At 33.8% G+C, this 16942-nt stretch carries 15 protein-coding genes, 3 tRNA genes and 2 pseudogenes; 12 read left to right on the forward strand and 8 right to left on the reverse strand.

Features of this window, described 5'->3' with window-relative positions; genetic code table 11:
* Nucleotides 1–118: 118 nt before the first annotated feature.
* The gene (locus ABLO99_RS07255) at nt 119–2104 is read right to left on the reverse strand and encodes a hypothetical protein (protein ID WP_349967413.1); all 1986 of its coding nucleotides are present in this window, start codon (nt 2102–2104) and stop codon (nt 119–121) included.
* 310 nt (nt 2105–2414) lie between these two features.
* Here ABLO99_RS07255 and ABLO99_RS07260 point away from each other — a divergent pair, with 310 nt between their 5' ends.
* Together ABLO99_RS07260 and ABLO99_RS07265 are read left to right on the forward strand one after the other, a co-directional pair.
* Nucleotides 2415–2753 carry a hypothetical protein gene (locus ABLO99_RS07260; RefSeq protein WP_349967414.1) on the forward strand — a complete coding sequence of 113 codons (339 nt, stop codon included), beginning with the start codon at nt 2415–2417 and terminating at the stop codon, nt 2751–2753.
* 68 nt (nt 2754–2821) lie between these two features.
* A complete protein-coding gene (locus ABLO99_RS07265) occupies nt 2822–3637 on the forward strand; it encodes a lipase family protein (RefSeq protein ID WP_349967416.1) in 816 nt (271 codons plus the stop codon).
* A gap of 428 nt (nt 3638–4065) precedes the next feature.
* Here ABLO99_RS07265 and ABLO99_RS07270 read toward each other — a convergent pair whose 3' ends face one another.
* From ABLO99_RS07270 to ABLO99_RS07285, 4 genes are all read right to left on the reverse strand, one after another.
* Nucleotides 4066–4884, reverse strand: coding sequence for a 3'-5' exonuclease (locus ABLO99_RS07270; protein ID WP_349967417.1), 819 nt, complete (start codon nt 4882–4884; stop codon nt 4066–4068).
* Nucleotides 4877–5761, reverse strand: a complete 885-nt coding sequence (gene era, locus ABLO99_RS07275) for a GTPase Era (protein ID WP_349967419.1) — start codon at nt 5759–5761, stop codon at nt 4877–4879. Before era ends, ABLO99_RS07270 begins: the two co-directional genes overlap by 8 nt.
* 286 nt (nt 5762–6047) lie before the next feature.
* Complete coding sequence (locus ABLO99_RS07280; protein ID WP_349967421.1) at nt 6048–6443, reverse strand: hypothetical protein; 396 nt, start codon at nt 6441–6443, stop codon at nt 6048–6050.
* A 207-nt stretch (nt 6444–6650) separates the two neighbouring features.
* Nucleotides 6651–6723: transfer RNA gene (locus ABLO99_RS07285), tRNA-Gly, on the reverse strand.
* Nucleotides 6724–6874: 151 nt separating this feature from the next.
* Here ABLO99_RS07285 and ABLO99_RS07290 point away from each other — a divergent pair.
* The 4 genes and pseudogenes from ABLO99_RS07290 to ABLO99_RS07305 all read left to right on the forward strand — a co-directional run bounded on the left by ABLO99_RS07290 (nt 6875) and on the right by ABLO99_RS07305 (nt 9819).
* Complete coding sequence (locus ABLO99_RS07290) at nt 6875–7495, forward strand: ribonuclease H-like domain-containing protein (RefSeq protein ID WP_349967423.1); 621 nt, start codon at nt 6875–6877, stop codon at nt 7493–7495.
* 89 nt (nt 7496–7584) lie between these two features.
* Complete coding sequence (gene trxA / locus ABLO99_RS07295; RefSeq protein ID WP_047759228.1) at nt 7585–7911, forward strand: thioredoxin; 327 nt, start codon at nt 7585–7587, stop codon at nt 7909–7911.
* Nucleotides 7912–7950: 39 nt separating this feature from the next.
* A tRNA-Ile gene (locus ABLO99_RS07300) sits at nt 7951–8027 on the forward strand.
* Nucleotides 8028–8486: 459 nt separating this feature from the next.
* Nucleotides 8487–9819 (forward strand): annotated as a pseudogene (locus tag ABLO99_RS07305) (IS110 family transposase).
* Between the two features lie 7 nt (nt 9820–9826).
* On the opposite strand, the pseudogene ABLO99_RS07310 reads toward ABLO99_RS07305, so the two are convergent.
* A pseudogene (locus tag ABLO99_RS07310) lies at nt 9827–10527 on the reverse strand (IS4 family transposase); the annotation flags it as partial.
* Between the two features lie 300 nt (nt 10528–10827).
* Here ABLO99_RS07310 and ABLO99_RS07315 point away from each other — a divergent pair.
* Nucleotides 10828–11136, forward strand: a complete 309-nt coding sequence (locus ABLO99_RS07315) for a hypothetical protein (protein WP_349967425.1) — start codon at nt 10828–10830, stop codon at nt 11134–11136.
* Between the two features lie 2 nt (nt 11137–11138).
* Here ABLO99_RS07315 and ABLO99_RS07320 read toward each other — a convergent pair whose 3' ends face one another.
* Nucleotides 11139–12017 (reverse strand): penicillin-binding transpeptidase domain-containing protein, encoded by an 879-nt coding sequence (locus ABLO99_RS07320; protein ID WP_238580393.1) that lies wholly within the window; start codon nt 12015–12017, stop codon nt 11139–11141.
* Between the two features lie 94 nt (nt 12018–12111).
* A complete protein-coding gene (locus ABLO99_RS07325; protein ID WP_349967427.1) occupies nt 12112–12672 on the reverse strand; it encodes a hypothetical protein in 561 nt (186 codons plus the stop codon).
* Between the two features lie 20 nt (nt 12673–12692).
* Here ABLO99_RS07325 and ispH point away from each other — a divergent pair, with 20 nt between their 5' ends.
* From ispH to ABLO99_RS07350, 5 genes are all read left to right on the forward strand, one after another.
* A complete protein-coding gene (gene ispH, locus ABLO99_RS07330; RefSeq protein WP_349968515.1) occupies nt 12693–13619 on the forward strand; it encodes a 4-hydroxy-3-methylbut-2-enyl diphosphate reductase in 927 nt (308 codons plus the stop codon).
* A gap of 335 nt (nt 13620–13954) precedes the next feature.
* Complete coding sequence (locus ABLO99_RS07335) at nt 13955–15394, forward strand: hypothetical protein (RefSeq protein WP_349967430.1); 1440 nt, start codon at nt 13955–13957, stop codon at nt 15392–15394.
* Nucleotides 15395–15398: 4 nt separating this feature from the next.
* The gene (locus ABLO99_RS07340) at nt 15399–16007 is read left to right on the forward strand and encodes a hypothetical protein (protein ID WP_349967431.1); all 609 of its coding nucleotides are present in this window, start codon (nt 15399–15401) and stop codon (nt 16005–16007) included.
* A complete protein-coding gene (locus ABLO99_RS07345; protein ID WP_349967433.1) occupies nt 16004–16792 on the forward strand; it encodes a hypothetical protein in 789 nt (262 codons plus the stop codon). The genes ABLO99_RS07340 and ABLO99_RS07345 overlap by 4 nt, the downstream gene beginning before the upstream one ends.
* Before the next feature lie 12 nt (nt 16793–16804).
* A tRNA-Arg gene (locus tag ABLO99_RS07350) sits at nt 16805–16878 on the forward strand.
* Nucleotides 16879–16942 lie beyond the last annotated feature (64 nt).

The following is a 16942-nucleotide window of genomic DNA, read 5'->3' on the forward strand; positions in this document are numbered from 1 at the left end:
AAAACAAGTACCCGTAAGATTGTCATGTACCGACTGATGTTTACTTAATCAGCAAATAAAACACTAACAGACAAGACACACACCACACTCAAGTTGTGGTGTGTATTACTAGAACCAACTAGAAAGAAAACTTCACACCAGTGAGTAGAAGAATTCCTTGGTTAGAAGGTACCTTTTGATCTTGCAGTGCACCTTTTTCATTAGTCGTAAAATAATGTAAGGCTGCATAAGGAACAAATTTGCTCTTACTGCATGAAGAAGATAGATCATATTGAACACCAAGTGCAACATTATGAAGCATATCTTTATCGCTCATTCTGCTACCAAAGTATGTCAAGCTTGTGTAGATATTATCATATTGATAACCAGCACCTGCAGTCCAATACATGGTGTCCTTGTCATTAAATTGCTCTAAGCCACCTTTTCTAACATCATCATTAATATCTTTATATTCTTTTGAAACAGGGTCGAGTTTCTTGATATTCTTAGGTTGACCAGATTTGCCTAAATATGCAAAAGAGGCAGCAAATTTTACACTTTGATCTTCATCAATCTTATAATCAGCGCTTGCACCTAAATTCATACCTCCTAGGTTATTGTATTCTATGAACTCATTATAAAGGTGCTTATCTTTACTTGGCTCTTTTGCAAAACCAAACTCACCAACTACGGAAGTTTTAACTTTTATATTATGTTTACTAAAATCATATTCATATGACGCGCCAGCGCTTACTATGTGCTCATAGCCTGGACCAACATGTTTTACATTACCATAATCCTCTACAATAGATAAACTATTATCGTAACGAGGTGAGTAGCTAATACCAAATCTCGCACCCATATAATTTGGCGAGTAGTAAGCAGCTCTAAACGGCAATGTAGTCATAACATCTTTGTTGTATTTCCCTGCCATACGGAAGGAGAGTTTCTCACTCTCGCTCGAGAAGCTTTCAGTGTAAAGACGTGGTGTTACGTAAAATGGAAAGTTTGCAGCATTTCCTTCTAAGTTCACTTTCCTGAACCAGTCACTATCTGCAGCTCCGTCAACAGTTGCAATCCTTGTTGCATCAAGCCTCATTAGAGACTCAGGACCAAACTGATAGCCAAGTTTCAGATCACCATATTTTGAATTTAAGAATACATGTGCACTTCTACCTCTTGCAGCATTCACACCTTGTGAAGCTCCTTTACCTTCAGTCACTGGAACATGAAATTGCACATCAGCACCATAAAGAAGTCCTAAATCTTCATTTTTGTTTTCAGCTCTTAAGTGCAATATTGCATCTGAAATCATGCCCATGTTTTCGCTGTAATCACCAATATTTCCTATCCCTTCAGGAAATACTAGATTTGCTCCTCTTATACTATCTTCAGCAACATCAAAATAACTTGTAAATTTCCCTGGCATAATATTATAATGCTCATAGTCACTTAACCCATAGTTACCATAACCTTGAGAATCAACAACACCACCAAAAGTTATCCTTAAGCCATCCTTTCCTTGGTTGGTATCGATAATATCAACGCCACCAACTGAAACAACAGGACTTGCCTTACCTTTTTCCTCTGTATTGCTGTTAACAACTTTTACATCCTTTTTTATATCTTCAGCTTCAATTTTAGCATTCTTGGTTTTAGAACCCTTAGTTTTTGACTTTTCTACATTAGAATTTTTAACTTTCAGGGCTTTCGCCTTTGAATCCTCTATAAGTTTTGCTTTTTTCTCATTTGCCAGTCTGATTTCTTCTTTTTTCTTTTGTTCGGCTGCTAACTTTAACTCTTCTTTTTTCTTCTTTTGTTCAGCTGCTAATTTTAACTCCTCTTTTTTCTTCTGCTCAGCTGCTAATCTTAGCTCTTCTTTTTTCTTAAGCTCTTCAGCTTTTTTTCTTGGATCAGCATTACATACCCTGTCCATTTTCTCTTTTAGTTTTTTATTTGACGTCTTCATCACTTCCATCTTTCCAGAAGTTTTGATTGACTCGTTACTCTCTTGCTTTTTTACTTCCTTCATACTCTCGTCAGAAAAGTCAGCAGCAAAGCCACTGAAAGAACATAAAGTCAATAGAGAAGCCAGAGCAGTTCTAGTATAAATAGATTTTTTCATGAAGTGCCCCCAAAAAATTTTAAAATCATAACATAAATAGCATAAGGATGTTGAAAATCCAACTTAAAGCAATCTTATAGCGAAAATAAAAGTAAAATGCAATACTTTAAAAGCAACTTTCTTAATACGCTCAACGTGTATATTAACCAAAATTTAGCACAAAGGTCGCTTGTTGGTACATTGTAACTCTATATTTATTCTATGGAAGTAAAATTTACTCAAAGTGAAAGCACAAAAAAAGATTAATATATTAATATAAGTTATTGACAATAATATTAATTTGTATTATAGTTAATAGATTAAGGTACTTATGGATTTTAGTTTTTTACGCAATTGGTTTAGCGCTACAGGTAGTGGCATAGATTTACAATTAGATAAACCTGAACAGTCAAGCTCCATTTCATTAGATGACAGCAAATGTGAGATGAAAGGATATGATGATGAGTTTGAGATCATTGAAGATTATGAATTTATAAATCGTGCTGACCCAAATGAGCCATGTTCTTTACCTTCTAATTATCAAATAGATGAAAGTATTGTAAAAATTGCAGGATTTGAAAGAGAGAAATTATTGGAAATGAGTAATTTCTGCAAGATAAGCTATGGCGATGATGATGAAAAATTAGGTAAAAAAAATGTAACAATCTAGCTCAAAGAGTATACAAAACTAAATTTGAAACTACAGAAGATTTTGAGATTATTCCATCTACTGAAAAAATGTATAAAACTAGAGCTGAACTTATTAGCGAAGGTTATGAATTTATTCCATTTGGTAATAGCTTTGAAAAAGATGCTGGTCATGTTTTCATAAAAGGTAAAGAAATTACAATAGCTTACCACGGTACTCGTCTGAGCCATGGTGTAAACGATGGAATCACTGATGTAAATGTACTTTTTACTACTTCGGAATTTTTACCTGAAGGTGGAAGAATGCATAGAGGATTTTATAATTCATTTACGGATTCATGGCCTAATCTTTATGGCATTTTGAAATCTCGTGCTGAAAAACAAGGATCAAAAATCAAAGATTTTAAATTTAATCTCACAGGTCACAGTATGGGAGGAGCTATTGCCAAGATAGCTGCTTTATGCCTCAACAAAACAGAAGGAGCTGAAGATATCCATGTTGCAACTTTTGGTGATCCACGAGTTTTTGACCTTACTGCTAGTGAATTTTATAATGATGTTCTGCAAGAAAAAACCATTAGAGTAACTCAACATAGACAAGATCCAGTGCCGGCGGTATCACCTGGTGTCTTTGGTTATGCTCATGTAGGTGCACAATTAAGAATATCAGTACCTGAAGGATATTCTGTTCATAAAATGGATGGTTATCATGAAGCCATTAAAATAATGGATGAAAATGACTTCCAATCAAACAATAACGTTTCTCTCTTTTACTACCCTTCGAGAATATTAAGCCGAATTATAGCTCTTTTCACAATAATCCGAACAGATCATAATAACACACTGCTGGCCTCCTGGCTTACAATAGCTATAAAGACGTTTTTACCCACGTTCGGACTATTATAAGAAGGGCTATAACTGTGCAGTTCTAGGTAATGCTCAATATTATGCTGCTAATTTAGGGAATTATATTTTTAGTGGGTCAAATTTTTTCGAAGAAGTAAAAAATAAAAATTCTTCTCAGCTTGAACAAGCAGAAGTTAAGCAGATGGCATATGAGAATGCCTTGTCTACTGCAAGGAGCTTATAACTATTATTATGGAGCAATTATTAGATGTATCTGTTCAGATGCATGTGAAACCAGTGCTTCTTTTCTTGTCATCCAAGTAGCTGACACTGGGATCCAACTAAGTTGGTAAACACTCTACAACGTTTTTTGTGCAAAAGCCAGTGTCAAATGACACCATTTGTTCCTATGTTTTTGTCTATCTTGTTTTGCCACCCTGCTGAATGGATACTTATTAGATTGCTCCATAATATCTATTCATTTACATTCAAGTATAAAAGTTTTCACCACTAGTTATTTTCCATTCCTCTTTAAATTTTTTTAGATGCTCTTTTTTTTCACACTCTAAAAGCAATTCTTCTATGCTCTTATTATAGCTTTCTGTAGTCATTCTTCCTTGATGATGCATGAACCTCAAGTAAATCAAATAAGTGTTGATCACATCTGTTTCGCAATAATCGCGAATCTCTTGTATTTTGCCACTATCGTATAAGTCCATAACTTGTGACCCATCAACTCCAATCTTACCAGGAAGATTAAATGCTGCGCAAACTTCGTTCATCTTCATTCTTGCAGAAGCTCCAAAGTCAGAGAGAGATTCAAGTAAATCACAATGCCAATCACTACTGTACCTCTGATTGTAACTATTCCACTTATCGCCAGCTTTGTAAAAATATTCCGCTTGAATGCCATGAACCATAGCACGATACTTCAGTACCGGTATATCAAAAGTGCGTCCGTTGAATGAAACTAGTCTTGGCTTTTTCTCTGATATGTAGTTAAAAAATCCTTTCACTAACTCTTTTTCATTAGAGTTTATCGTACCTCCAGATCTTATTTCTTGTAGTGTGAATACCTCGTAACCGCCCTGGCGTGTTATATTACAAAGTAAAAAACTAATAACTACAACAAGGTGGAAGGGCTGACGCAGAAAAGAGTTTTGCCCGTTTGTTGTTTCAAGATGATATTTTGTTAATGCGTCCCTCTTCTCTTTTACACTACTATCATCACTAATATTGAGTAAATTCTTACAGGAATTTACATCTGGTATAGTTTCAATGTCAAATACCAACAAAGAATTAAGCATTACTTATATATTCCTCAGGGCGATCAGTCCAAGGTCGCACTTTTACGAACAAAAAGAGATGAACTTTGCATTCAAATAATTTTTCCAGTTCTGCACGCACCTCGATATTAATTTTTTTTATGTTACCACCTTCTTTCCCTAGCACTATTTTCTTATGACTATCTTTCAACACAAATATGATCTGTTTTATGACTAAACTCTTATCTTTTTTTTCCTCAAATTGTTCAGTTATAACAGCTGTAGAGTATGGCAATTCTTCATGCAGGTTCAAGAACAACTTTTCTCTCGTAATTTCTGCTGATAAAAAATCATCCGAGGAATCAGTTATTTGATTCTTTTCATAAAACCAAGGGCTTATCGGTGCAATTTCAGATAAATAATTCATCAAATCAGAAAGTCCATCATTCTTCAGTGCCGATATCGTAAAAATTTTTTCAAACTTATAAAGGAAATTTAGATGTTCATGTGCCATTTTGAGTTCTGATCTTTTTACTAAATCAGCTTTATTGACAACCAAAATACATCTGCCTTTTGTGCGCTGAAGTCGTGCGAATATAGTTTTTATTCTTTCTATGTTTTTTAAGTAATTGCTTACATCAACAAGCAACAAAGTAATGTCACTATTCTTAACTGCTCCCCATGCAGATTTAACTAGAGCTTTCTCAAGTTTTGTTTCTGCTGAAAACACTCCTGGAGAGTCAGTAAAGACAATCTGCGTATCATTACATATTGTAACACCCCTTACCTGCGTCCTTGTTGTTTGCACCTTAGGGGTGACAATTGCAATCTTCTTGCCTACGATGCTGTTAATTAATGTAGACTTTCCAGCATTTGGCAAACCAGCTATCGTTACAAATAAACATTTTTCTTCTTTCACAAAGGAAATTATAAAGGAAGCTAAATGCTAACGTCAATTGATTATTTTGCAGGTGTATCTGTTCAGGGGAGCGGCTAATATGCAAATATTGAAGCCAGTGCTCCTTTTCTTGCCATCCTAGCTTCCATCATGTCATCCCAGTGCTTGGCACTGGGATCCAGATTAGGCACTAAGTTGATAAGTACCTTACAACGTTTTTTGCGTGAAAAGGCTGGATGCCAGTGTCACGCACTGGCATGACACCCATTTAGTTGTCTTTTCTTGTCTACCTTATTTTGCCACTCTGCTAAGCAGACACGTGTTGAGGTAATTTGCTCTTTTCCTCTTTTGAAGAAAAACGCTCAACTATAGGTGATATAATATACTCATTCACTTTTTCAGCTATTGGTGCAATAACATTTTCTGCTACTAACATCCCTGCAATTAATGCTATGGGCGCTATCACTGCACCTGCTAAAGCTGCCAATCCCATTCCGAGCGTTGCACCGGGAAAAATAGCCATTGTAGCTGCAGCAAGGCCAACTCCAATTACAGCACCTGCAGGTGTGGTAATACCTGAACCGACACAAACATCTTTATCATTCTTTTCAATAGAGCCTTTTTTGCAAAATTCGTATAGCAGAATCCCCGCACACAGAGCTGTAAACAATGCTGGAGTTATAGAACCAACAATTCCACCCATTACCAATGGTGATAAAGCTGTAAAGCTGAACCCAAAACCTGTAAGTGCTCCTATTGTTGCTCCTATGCCTGAAATTGCTAAATAAAGTATAACACTATTTTTTTCTTTTTTTTCATATAACCCCTTATTTTCTAAAAAGCTTTTAGCTATTTTTAGTATAGCTAGATTAGTTGGATAAGTGAAGTAATTTTTTTATGTTGAAAAAAAAGCGGGAGAAGGGATTCGAACCCTCGACCTCAACCTTGGCAAGGTTGCGCTCTACCAACTGAGCTACTCCCGCAGTTAAATTCTGCTTATTTTGATTATAGGTGCATGTCACAATTTGTAAACCCCACGTATATGAAAAATGTGGGAGACAACCTTCTATGATCTTTTCGTATACTTAAGACACATTTTTTGTTATCATATGTGCCATGCAATATATTAAATTTATGAGAATATTTGTATATAAAGACGACCTGCCAGCTAGTGCAATACCAGATGGTATAAGGTCTATAGCTGTTGATACAGAGGCAATGGGGCTACTTCATAGCAGAGACAGATTATGCCTTGTGCAGCTCTCTTTTGATGATGGCAACGCTCATTTGATTCAATTCAAAAACGATTATACAGCTCCAAATTTGAGAAAAATATTAGAGGATAAAAATATAACCAAAATCTTTCACTTTGCGCGGTTTGATGTAAGCATAATACATTATTACTTAAAAACTTGGGCACTGCCGTGCTATTGCACGAAAATAGCCTCACGTTTAGTTCGCACTTACACAGATAATCATAGCTTAAAAGAATTGTGCTTAGAACTGCTTGATACCAAACTAAACAAGCAACAGCAATCTTCTGATTGGGGAAATGAAAATTTAACAGACAAGCAAAAAAGTTATGCTGCATCTGATGTTTTATATCTCCATAGAATAAAGGAAAAGCTAGACTCAATGCTGAAACGTGAAAACAGAAAAGAGTTGGCCCAAAAGTGCTTTGAATTTCTTTCTACTCGTATTGAGCTAGACTTAATGGGTTGGGGAAATGTAGATATCTTTAACCATCAAATGTAATCATTTTATGCAAAACACTTCAGTTCAAAAGAATTTAGTTGATTAGCTGCTAATTGATAGGATATATTTTACAAAAATTTAGGTATTTTATGAGTGATGATATTAAAGCGGTAAATGATCAAAATTTCAAATCTGAAGTCACTGACTATAAAGGGTTAGTTCTGGTAGATTTTTGGGCAGAATGGTGCGGGCCATGCAAAAGTCTGATGCCACGTATTGAGCAATTAGCCAAGGATAGAAAAGGCAAGATCAAGATCTGCAAGTTCGACATAGATGGAGAAACTGAGGTGCCAAGTAAGTATGGAGTTCAATCTATACCTACTTTAATCATATTTCAAGATGGTAAGGAAATTGCACGTAAAATTGGTGCACCAAATGATTTGCAAAGTTGGGTTGATAGTGAAATAAGCGAGTAGACAAATTTCCTTTTGTGTGTATTATAGGTGTTGATAAAAGGGATTGTAGCTCAGTCGGTTAGAGCAGTTCGCTCATAACGAATTGGTCGTAGGTTCGAGTCCTACCAATCCCACCACTATTGATATAATTGCAAAACCTACTTTCTGACATAAATTTTTTGTGTTGTTACAGAAAGTTAATATAATTTTCTGTAGTGTTGCAATTGTAAGACAATTAGTGTTTGTTATTTGTCTGTAAAACTCCATTATATTGTCAAAAAAAGTTACTTCCGCATATTCTAAATCTGATTATCATTATAGTTAGCATCGAACAGGCAAAACCTGTCAAACCAAAAAGAAACTCCCTAATTTAAGTTTTTAGTAATTTGTTGGTATAATTGCGTAGGAAGCACTTCTGCAGTTATGACCGATATCCCAATGGTGTCACAGTGCCCGTTGGTTAGCATGGTTTTGAAGGTGACGGTTAAACCATTGATGGAGTCTATTCAGACTACCTCGTTTAGGAGAGTGCCTTAATTTTACCGTCTCAAGCTGAAGCGCTTCTTCAATGATAAATTATATACTAAAGGTATAAAATGGCAAAAGTAAAAAATAAGTTGGAAGTAATGAACCCTAATGCGGCAGGAATAGACATTGGCTCATCTGTACATTATGTATGTGTTCCAGAAGGAAGAGATGAGCAACATATCCAAAAGTTTGGTTGTTTTACAGTGGATCTGCATAACTTAGCAAAATGGTTGAAGAAGTGTGAAATTAAAACGGTAGCTATGGAATCAACGGGAGTATATTGGATTCCTTTATTTCAAATACTTGAATCATATGGATTTGAAGTAAAATTAGTAAACGCGCGGCATATTAAAAATGTACCTGGTAGAAAATCTGATGTTCAAGATTGCCAGTGGTTGCAACAGTTACATAGCTATGGACTGCTCCAAGGATCATTTAGACCAGATGATCAAATTTGCGTACTGCGTGGCTACGTCAGACAACGTAATAATCTAATCAGAAGCGCAAGTACACACACTCAACGCATGCAAAAGGCATTAATTCAGATGAACATTCAGTTACATAAGGCAATTAGTGATATTAACGGTGTAACAGGTATTAGGATTATTGAAGCGATAATTGAAGGTGAAAGAGATCCTGAAAAATTAGCTGAATTAAGGGATGGACGAATAAGAAATGATAAATCTACTATTGTAAAGGCATTAACCGATGACTACAGAGAGGAACACTTGTTTACACTTAAGCAAGAATATGAAGCATATACTTTTTTCCAGGAACAAATAAAGGAATGTGATAGAAGCGTTGAAAGCTACTATAAAACATTTGAAACAAAATCTGATGAGAGCAAATCAACAAGTAAAGCACAAGGCAAGCAAAAAAATGATCCAAACTTTAATTTGCATGAAGAATTATACCGGGTTATCGGGATAGATTTTACTAGATCCAGGATTCAGTGTACTAAGTATACAGACCATAATCTCAGAGACTGGTATCAACCATAACAAATGGCCAACATTTTCGTCTTGGTTGGGGCTGAGTCCTGGTAATAAAATCACTGGAGAGAAAGTGTTTAGCACGAAAACTTGTAAAGTCGTAAATCGTGCTGCAAATGCCTTACGGCTTGCTGCACAATGTGTATCAAAAAGTAATACTGCTCTTGGTTCACAATGCAGAAAGTGGAAAAAACGACTGGGAGCTCCAAAAGCGATCACTGCTATGGCAAGGAAATTAGCATGTATCTTTTATAATATGCTAAAGTATGGACAAGAGTATGTCGAAAAAGGAATTGATTCTTACGAAAAACTTTATCAAAACAGGGTTATGAAAAATCTGAGTAAAAAAGCTTCTGAATTTGGCTATATCCTGGTAAAAAAAGATGAGTTAGTTCAAGGAGTTTCTTAGGAGAGACTGTTAGTTTTTGACATATAATTCTTACCTGAATTTTTACTTCCTTTCCTAATCTTTTTCTGAAGATAATTGACCTTCCAAATACTCCAATAGCTCTATTTTTTGATTTATCATATATGTTGGTATCAACGACTTATGAAAAAGCTCCTATTTCATTGATTTGTTTAAAAGAACTAGGCACAAAGTAGCCAAAATCAAAAAATCATTGGCTGTTCAAGATAATCCCTATAACCTTGATCTGACCTCCATTAAATTTAATTTATCTAGCGCTTGATTCAGATAATCAAAGACTAACTGTAGCTTTATTCTTGATTTGGTATTACTCTCACAATCTCTATAGCTATCCTTGTACATATCTTCCATGCTACCGGGTAGGCTAATGTAGCTGCTATCCAATAATTTAACGCTTCCTAATTGCTGTAAAATTTTGCAATCAATCCGTAGTTAAATAAACATAAAATACATTTGTTTCATAAACTCAACTGCTTCTTTATTAAACCTAAACCCTGTTTTGTAATTTCTATCGAGTCTTCATTTAGCAATTGGCACATTGTTTCTATGCTGCAATCATCAACTCCTAATGTTACCAAAAACCATAGCTTTTATGAATGATGAGCCATTAAGTTTTCTCTTTCTTTTTATAAAACCTACTGCAATTGATATTTTGTCTGCTTTTTCATTAAAGAATTCATTGAGGTCTTTTTATAAGCAAGCTATATTGCAAGTTCTCTCATTCATATATCCAGGAAAACTTATACCTTATTATTCTATCTCTTTCATACCTTTATTTCCTTAACTTGACGCTTATGCTTTTTTGAACATTCCCAGCCATTCCTCTAAGATATAGTAATTTAGACTTCCTTACACAATTAACTGTTGAATTTTACATTCCTAGCTGTATTATAGATAAAGTGCTCTAGGTTTACAACTATAGTGGCGTGGCGTAGGGCTGCACTAGCTATATATATTTAGCTCTTTTTTTATAAACGCAAGGTGTTTTATATGTCAGACCTTTTCTATATTGAGACTACGTATTGTGTGGACGGTCAGTGTGATGTCTATACAGGGGAAGTGAGTTTTAATGATGTCATGTTAGGCAAGTTCAGTCTAAATTCATGCAGCGGGAAAGAAGCTATGATAAATCTAGACGTTATTACATTCGATATTAATATCGCTATTGATGGTCAAAATGGAAAGACAATAAAAAGAGACCTTAAAGGTCTTGAGTTTGTAACTAAAGATGATGGTTCTTGGTATATTAATAAGGATTTTGGTAATGATAGATTTGAAGTTATAGTAAAGCAATCATAATTTTACATCTCAGGTGTAACATTTAGTATAGGTGCTATTCTATTTATAATGTTTTTTACTATAGGCGCAGCAATTATTCCCCCGGTGTGGTGCATTCCTTGAGGTTCATCAATAGCAATTAGCACTATATACCTTGGGTCAAGCATAGTTAGTACTCCTATAAATGACGCTATGTTTGCATCTTTGCTATATTTACCATCTACAACTTTTTCCGCCGATCCAGTTTTTCCTCCTATTGAATATGCCTTTATTTTTGCTTTTCTGCCAGTGCCATCTGTTACTGCTGCGCGTAATAATTTTCTCATTTCCCTGGAGGTTCTTCTTGAGATAATTTGCTCTCCTATACTTCTTTTATTCAACATCAAGGTTGCGTTATGAAATATCCCATTGTTGATTAATGCTGCTGCAGTTTGTGCAAGATGTATAGGAGTTATAGCTATGCCATAACCATAAGATGCTGTTATTAAAGTGTTTTCACTCCGTTTATCCGGGATTATCGGTGTAGATTTTTCTGGTACTTCTATTTTTAAAGGAGAAAATAGCTTCATAGCTTTAAAGTATTCTACTTGTTTTTCAATGCTTAATTTGACTGCAATTTTCGCTGCACCAATGTTGAATGATTTTACAAATATATCTTGCGCAGTAATTTTTGGAATTTTAGATTTGTGAAAATCCTGAATTTTATACTTTCCAATGGTGATTGGTGTTGATACATCATATAAATCGCTAGTTTTTGTAACGTTTGCATCAAGCGCTGCGGCTATTGTAAAGAATTTTAGCACCGATCCCATCTCATACACCCCAAGACTGGTGCGATTAAACTTTTGTACGTCTTCTGCCTTATTCTGTAGGTTGGGGTTAAAATCAGGTAGACTGACCATCGAAATGACTTCACTATTTCTCACATTTAAAACAATTCTTACTCCGCCGAGTGCCTGATATCTGCTTACAGCTTTATAGTTAGCTCTTTATGCACTATACTCGTGTATCTAAGTATGGGTTTTCTTGCTCATTGTTTTTACTTATATATGCCTCAACTCCTGCAATACCGTTGCCATCTATGTCAGTGTAACCAAGAACGTGTGAAAATAAATTGCTGTGAGGATATATACGTTTTACATCGTTATAGAAATTTATTCCTGGCACGCCGGCATTTTTTATTACTAACAGTTCTTTTGGAGTCAAGTGCCGCTTTATCCAAGCAAATTTCTTTTCTGAAGTAAGTACTCTATATAAGTTCTCGTATTCAAGATCATTCAAAATAGAACACAGTTGTGCTGCTATACTTTCCGGATTCTTTACTTTGGTTGCATCTGTATATAGTGATGTTGTGGGCACATTTGTTGCTATTACCACTCCATTTCTATCTAAAATATCAAGTTGTTTATATACTGTATTATCTTTTCTAAAATTTTCTGAAGTAGTAGGTTGATCAAATGTTAAAGAGAATATGCGAAAAATAATTATTATATAAAACGTAAATAATGGTACTATAAAACACAGTGAGCGGAGCTTATTTTTAAGTAATGCTTGCATATTTACTTGATTTGACAAAAATGGAAATTATCTTAGCTGAGCCGCGAGGTTTTTGTGCCGGGGTAAAAAGAGCTGTGGACATATTAGCTATTACTTTAGAAAAATACAAAAACAAGTGCCAAGTTTATGTGCTACACGAAATTGTTCACAATAAATATATAGTAGAGGACTTTAAGAGACAAGGAGTGGTTTTTGTGAACAGTATCGAGGAAATTGAAGATAATGGAGGAATACTGATCTTCAGCGCGCACGGAGTATCAAAAAATATAGAAGATAAGGCAAAAAGAAAGGGTATTCAAGTGATTGATGCAACATGTCCTTTAGTCAGCAAAGTGCATAAAGAGGCAAAAAGGTATGAAAATAGTGGTAAAGAATTAATTCTCATTGGGCATGAAAACCATCCAGAAGTTAAGGGAATTAGGGGAAGAGTAAACAATCCTATCACTTTAGTACAAACTTTGCAGGATGTATATGATTTAAAGGTTAAAGATCCAGATAATTTGTCTTATGTTACACAAACCACATTAAGCATCGATGATACCCATGAAATTATTGCTGCTCTAAAGCTCAGATTTCCAAATATAATAGGTCCAGATTTAAAGGACATATGCTATGCAACGCAAAACAGACAAAATGCTGTTAAAAAGCTAGCTGAAATTGTAGACATGGTATTAGTTGTAGGAAGTAAAAATAGTTCAAATTCAAACCGCTTATTAGATCTGTGCACTGCAAGAGGAAAAAAAGCCTACTTGATTGATAATTATAGCTGTGTGAATAAAAGCTGGTTTCAAGGCGTAGAAAAGATAGGAATTACTGCAGGTGCTTCTGCTCCTGACATATTAGTTGATGAATTAGTAAATTACTTAAAAATAAATATGAATACAAAAGTTTCAGTTATGCCAGATGGGTTCACTGAAAATGTTCAGTTTAAGTGTACTAAATGGTAATGTGCAACAAAGTGCGTCAAACCAAGCCTTTAGTTCAACTCAAATTTCAGTCTGTTGGAAAAGAAAATATCAAGCTGATATATAGTTAATTCTTGTTTGTCAGGTTAAGTTATGTCTAGTATACCTTCGCCTTAAGGTAAGAAAATCCTACAGGGGAATACTAAAATATAAAAAACCTTCGTCATATAAATGGGTTAATATTACTACTAATTTTATCAAAAATTTATAATATAAATAATGTTGCTGTGAAAATTCATAATAATATTTCCCTCTAATGTTTAATGAATTTCAATACATTACCTTTTTAATTCTAGATAAGTATACACTTTGTTAATATGTTTGGGTCAAAATCCAAAAGTAAGTTTATGCTTTCTATCGGAGAAGAAGGCATAATGTTACTATATTTTAAAAATAACACTTTAAATAAAAGGTATTTTGTTAAGGGCAAAAACGATAAAGCAGTTTCTGATTTAATTTCATGTCTTTCGTCAGATAAAAAAGCACCTTTATACCTGGTACTTAATCATGCAGATCAAAATTACTCGCTACAGTTTATTACAAGGGCAAACAAGATTAGCGCCTATCTATCAGCAAAAACAAAGATGGAGCATTTTTCTCGTAATAATGACATAAGTTCAGTTTTTTTGGTTGAGAAGCCAAACAAATTCAATCAAAACTGGTGCTATCTTCTTGTTTCATCAAAAGCAAAGCATTTAGTAGAATATTGGTTGAATGTGTTTATTGAGATAGGCTCCAACTTTAAGGGAATATTAATGTTTCCTATAGAAATAAGTAATATAACAAAAAAGATTCTACATAAAGATCCCAGTAATTGGAAAATTATAGTTGCTGCAACTAAAACGGGAGGCTATAGACAAGTGGTTCTTAAAGAGAATAAAATGGTATTTACGCGTTTAGTACCATTTACTAATGATAATTTACCAGGAATTATTGCTGGTGGAATATATCAGGAAGTGCAAGATACTATTCGATCCCTAACTAAGTTTAGGTTTGAAAAAAATAACCCTATCGACCTTTGCATCATAGTGTCAGAAGATATTAAAGCTAGTTTATCAGTCATAAATTTTTCAGAGAACAGTGTGAACATATTAACTCCATATGAGTTAGGCAAACTATTAGGAGCAGAACTAGCTATAAGTGAAAAAGATAACTTTTGCGATACCATAATTTTGTTTCATAGCTTTAAGAATAAATTAGCAGCTATTTTTAATACAAAGGAAACTAAAGAATTTTATCTATTCAATTACCTTTATTTAAACTCTTCTCGAATTTTTCTATACTTCGCCCTGGTTTTAGTTGTAATTAACGCCCTTTGTTTGCTAAATTTGTATTCAAACTTCAATGTCGCTGATAATTTATCCGCAAAGCAGAGCACCTTAAATAACCAACTAATAAAACTTAGCCAAAGCTATAATGTAAAAAAAATAGATGAAATTTACGATTTTATTAATATCAATAATATTTTATCAAAAATAGAATACTCTCCTCTTACACAAGTTAAGTATGTAGAAAAGTTAAAAGTACCAGGTATCGAACTTCGATCATTTGAATGGAATTATAATGAGGCAAAAAGTTATATTACCACAACTTTAAGGTTTGATTTTCAATCCGGTAAAAATATTTCTTATCAATACGAGAAACTACAAAAAAATTTAAACGATAATTTTCGTACCTATGACATTAATATTTCTAGCTTACCTCCTACTAAAGAGCAAAACCTATCTATTGATGTTGAAATAGGAGAGGCAATGTAGATTAATGACTATCTCTCAATTAAAAAGAAAAGCTACAATTCAGTTTATATCTTACTTATTATTATCTACTGTATTAATAGGGTTATCAACATGCTTTTTTATCTATAACAAGAAGGTTTATAATAAAAATCAAACCGCGGTTGAGGAAATACGTTCTATTAACTTACAGATTACTGAAATTCAAAAAAAAGAAATCATTCTAAATAAAAATCTAGATTCATGGAAAAGAATTTCTTCTTCAAATTTACATAGTAGTAAATATATTGCAAACTTAAATTTTGAGCTTAACAAGCTATACAAAAGATACTACATATTAGAACCTGAAATATCAATCTCTATACCTGAAGAAACTGAGCTCTACAGCAAAAGTAAACGCACAAAAATAATAAAAAGTGAAGTGGTCCTAAATTTAAGCTCAATCAGCGATAAGCATATTTTTTTATTTCTACAGTCTATTCCAAATTTGCCTGGTTATGTTATGATCAAATCTCTTATTTTAAATAAGCAGAGAAATATTGATGCTGCAGATATAAATCAGATTTTAAGTGGTAATATGATAGAGTTAGTAAGAGCTAATATAATTTTTGATTGGTATACCATATTAAGTAGATGAATATAAAGCTATTTTTTATTTTTACGCTGATATTTTTCAATGTTAGTGCATATTGTAATTGTGAAGATCTTACAGAAAGCATAGGAACTTGTAAGAAGTATTCTTGCCGACAATATATCAGTAATGAGGATTTTATTGAGCATAAAATATTAGGGTTAAATAGTGAAAATTTATGTGTATATATAGAAAGACAAGGCAATGATGAAATGGTCTGTCATCATTCTAATGATGGAATGATTATAGAAAAGAAGTACTTGAAAAGTATTTTAAAAGTTGGAAATCAAGAAATAAATGACTTTATTGATATAGCAAATTTGCGTGCAAATGAGTGTTTTTTTATCAACAATTATTATACAGATCGAGACAGCATAATAAAAGAGGCAACAGAGAGTACTTTGTCGCAATATGGTAACATAAAAAGTATTTTTTTTGATGAAGAGCAGGTCGATAGAATAGTTAGTGAGATGGAAAAGTTTAACTTACAGCCTTCAGAAATTGCAAAAGAGGAAAGTTTCAATTGTAAAGTAGTCAGTTTAGATTCAATTTTATACTTTTCTTCAAATACATGGAAAATATGGGTAAATGGGAAGCTATTTATAAATACTAAAGATTTAAAAGTACACTCAGTGACTGAGAATTATGTAACTTTTTCATGGGCTGTAGATCAAAAGGCAACAAAGGAACGGATGAGTAATTCTAAAAATGTATATTTTGTGCATGGGAGTATTATGTTTACGCTTTATCCAGAACAAAAATTTGATTTAGATAGTTTATCTATTAAATAATCTAATATATTTGCGCTTGTAGCTCAGTTGGATAGAGCGTTGCCCTCCGGAGGCAAAGGTCGTGGGTTCAAATCCCTCTAAGCGCGTTTTTAATTAAATTTGACAATAATACTTCCACATAAGATAATAAAGAGATTTACTTTAAAGCAT

The sequence above is a fragment of the Wolbachia endosymbiont of Armadillidium arcangelii genome, from assembly GCF_040207875.1.
In the GTDB taxonomy this organism is placed as follows: Bacteria; Pseudomonadota; Alphaproteobacteria; order Rickettsiales; family Anaplasmataceae; genus Wolbachia.

Coding starts and splice junctions, on each gene's coding strand:
- ABLO99_RS07255 (WP_349967413.1), bottom strand. CDS start 2,104: ATGAAAAAATCTATTTATACTAGAACTGCTCTGGCTTCTCTATTGACT.
- ABLO99_RS07260 (WP_349967414.1), top strand. CDS start 2,415: ATGGATTTTAGTTTTTTACGCAATTGGTTTAGCGCTACAGGTAGTGGC.
- ABLO99_RS07265 (WP_349967416.1), top strand. CDS start 2,822: ATGTATAAAACTAGAGCTGAACTTATTAGCGAAGGTTATGAATTTATT.
- ABLO99_RS07270 (WP_349967417.1), bottom strand. CDS start 4,884: ATGCTTAATTCTTTGTTGGTATTTGACATTGAAACTATACCAGATGTA.
- ABLO99_RS07280 (WP_349967421.1), bottom strand. CDS start 6,443: ATGGGTGGAATTGTTGGTTCTATAACTCCAGCATTGTTTACAGCTCTG.
- ABLO99_RS07290 (WP_349967423.1), top strand. CDS start 6,875: ATGAGAATATTTGTATATAAAGACGACCTGCCAGCTAGTGCAATACCA.
- trxA (WP_047759228.1), top strand. CDS start 7,585: ATGAGTGATGATATTAAAGCGGTAAATGATCAAAATTTCAAATCTGAA.
- ABLO99_RS07315 (WP_349967425.1), top strand. CDS start 10,828: ATGTCAGACCTTTTCTATATTGAGACTACGTATTGTGTGGACGGTCAG.
- ABLO99_RS07320 (WP_238580393.1), bottom strand. CDS start 12,017: ATGGTCAGTCTACCTGATTTTAACCCCAACCTACAGAATAAGGCAGAA.
- ABLO99_RS07325 (WP_349967427.1), bottom strand. CDS start 12,672: ATGCAAGCATTACTTAAAAATAAGCTCCGCTCACTGTGTTTTATAGTA.
- ispH (WP_349968515.1), top strand. CDS start 12,693: ATGGAAATTATCTTAGCTGAGCCGCGAGGTTTTTGTGCCGGGGTAAAA.
- ABLO99_RS07335 (WP_349967430.1), top strand. CDS start 13,955: ATGTTTGGGTCAAAATCCAAAAGTAAGTTTATGCTTTCTATCGGAGAA.
- ABLO99_RS07340 (WP_349967431.1), top strand. CDS start 15,399: ATGACTATCTCTCAATTAAAAAGAAAAGCTACAATTCAGTTTATATCT.
- ABLO99_RS07345 (WP_349967433.1), top strand. CDS start 16,004: ATGAATATAAAGCTATTTTTTATTTTTACGCTGATATTTTTCAATGTT.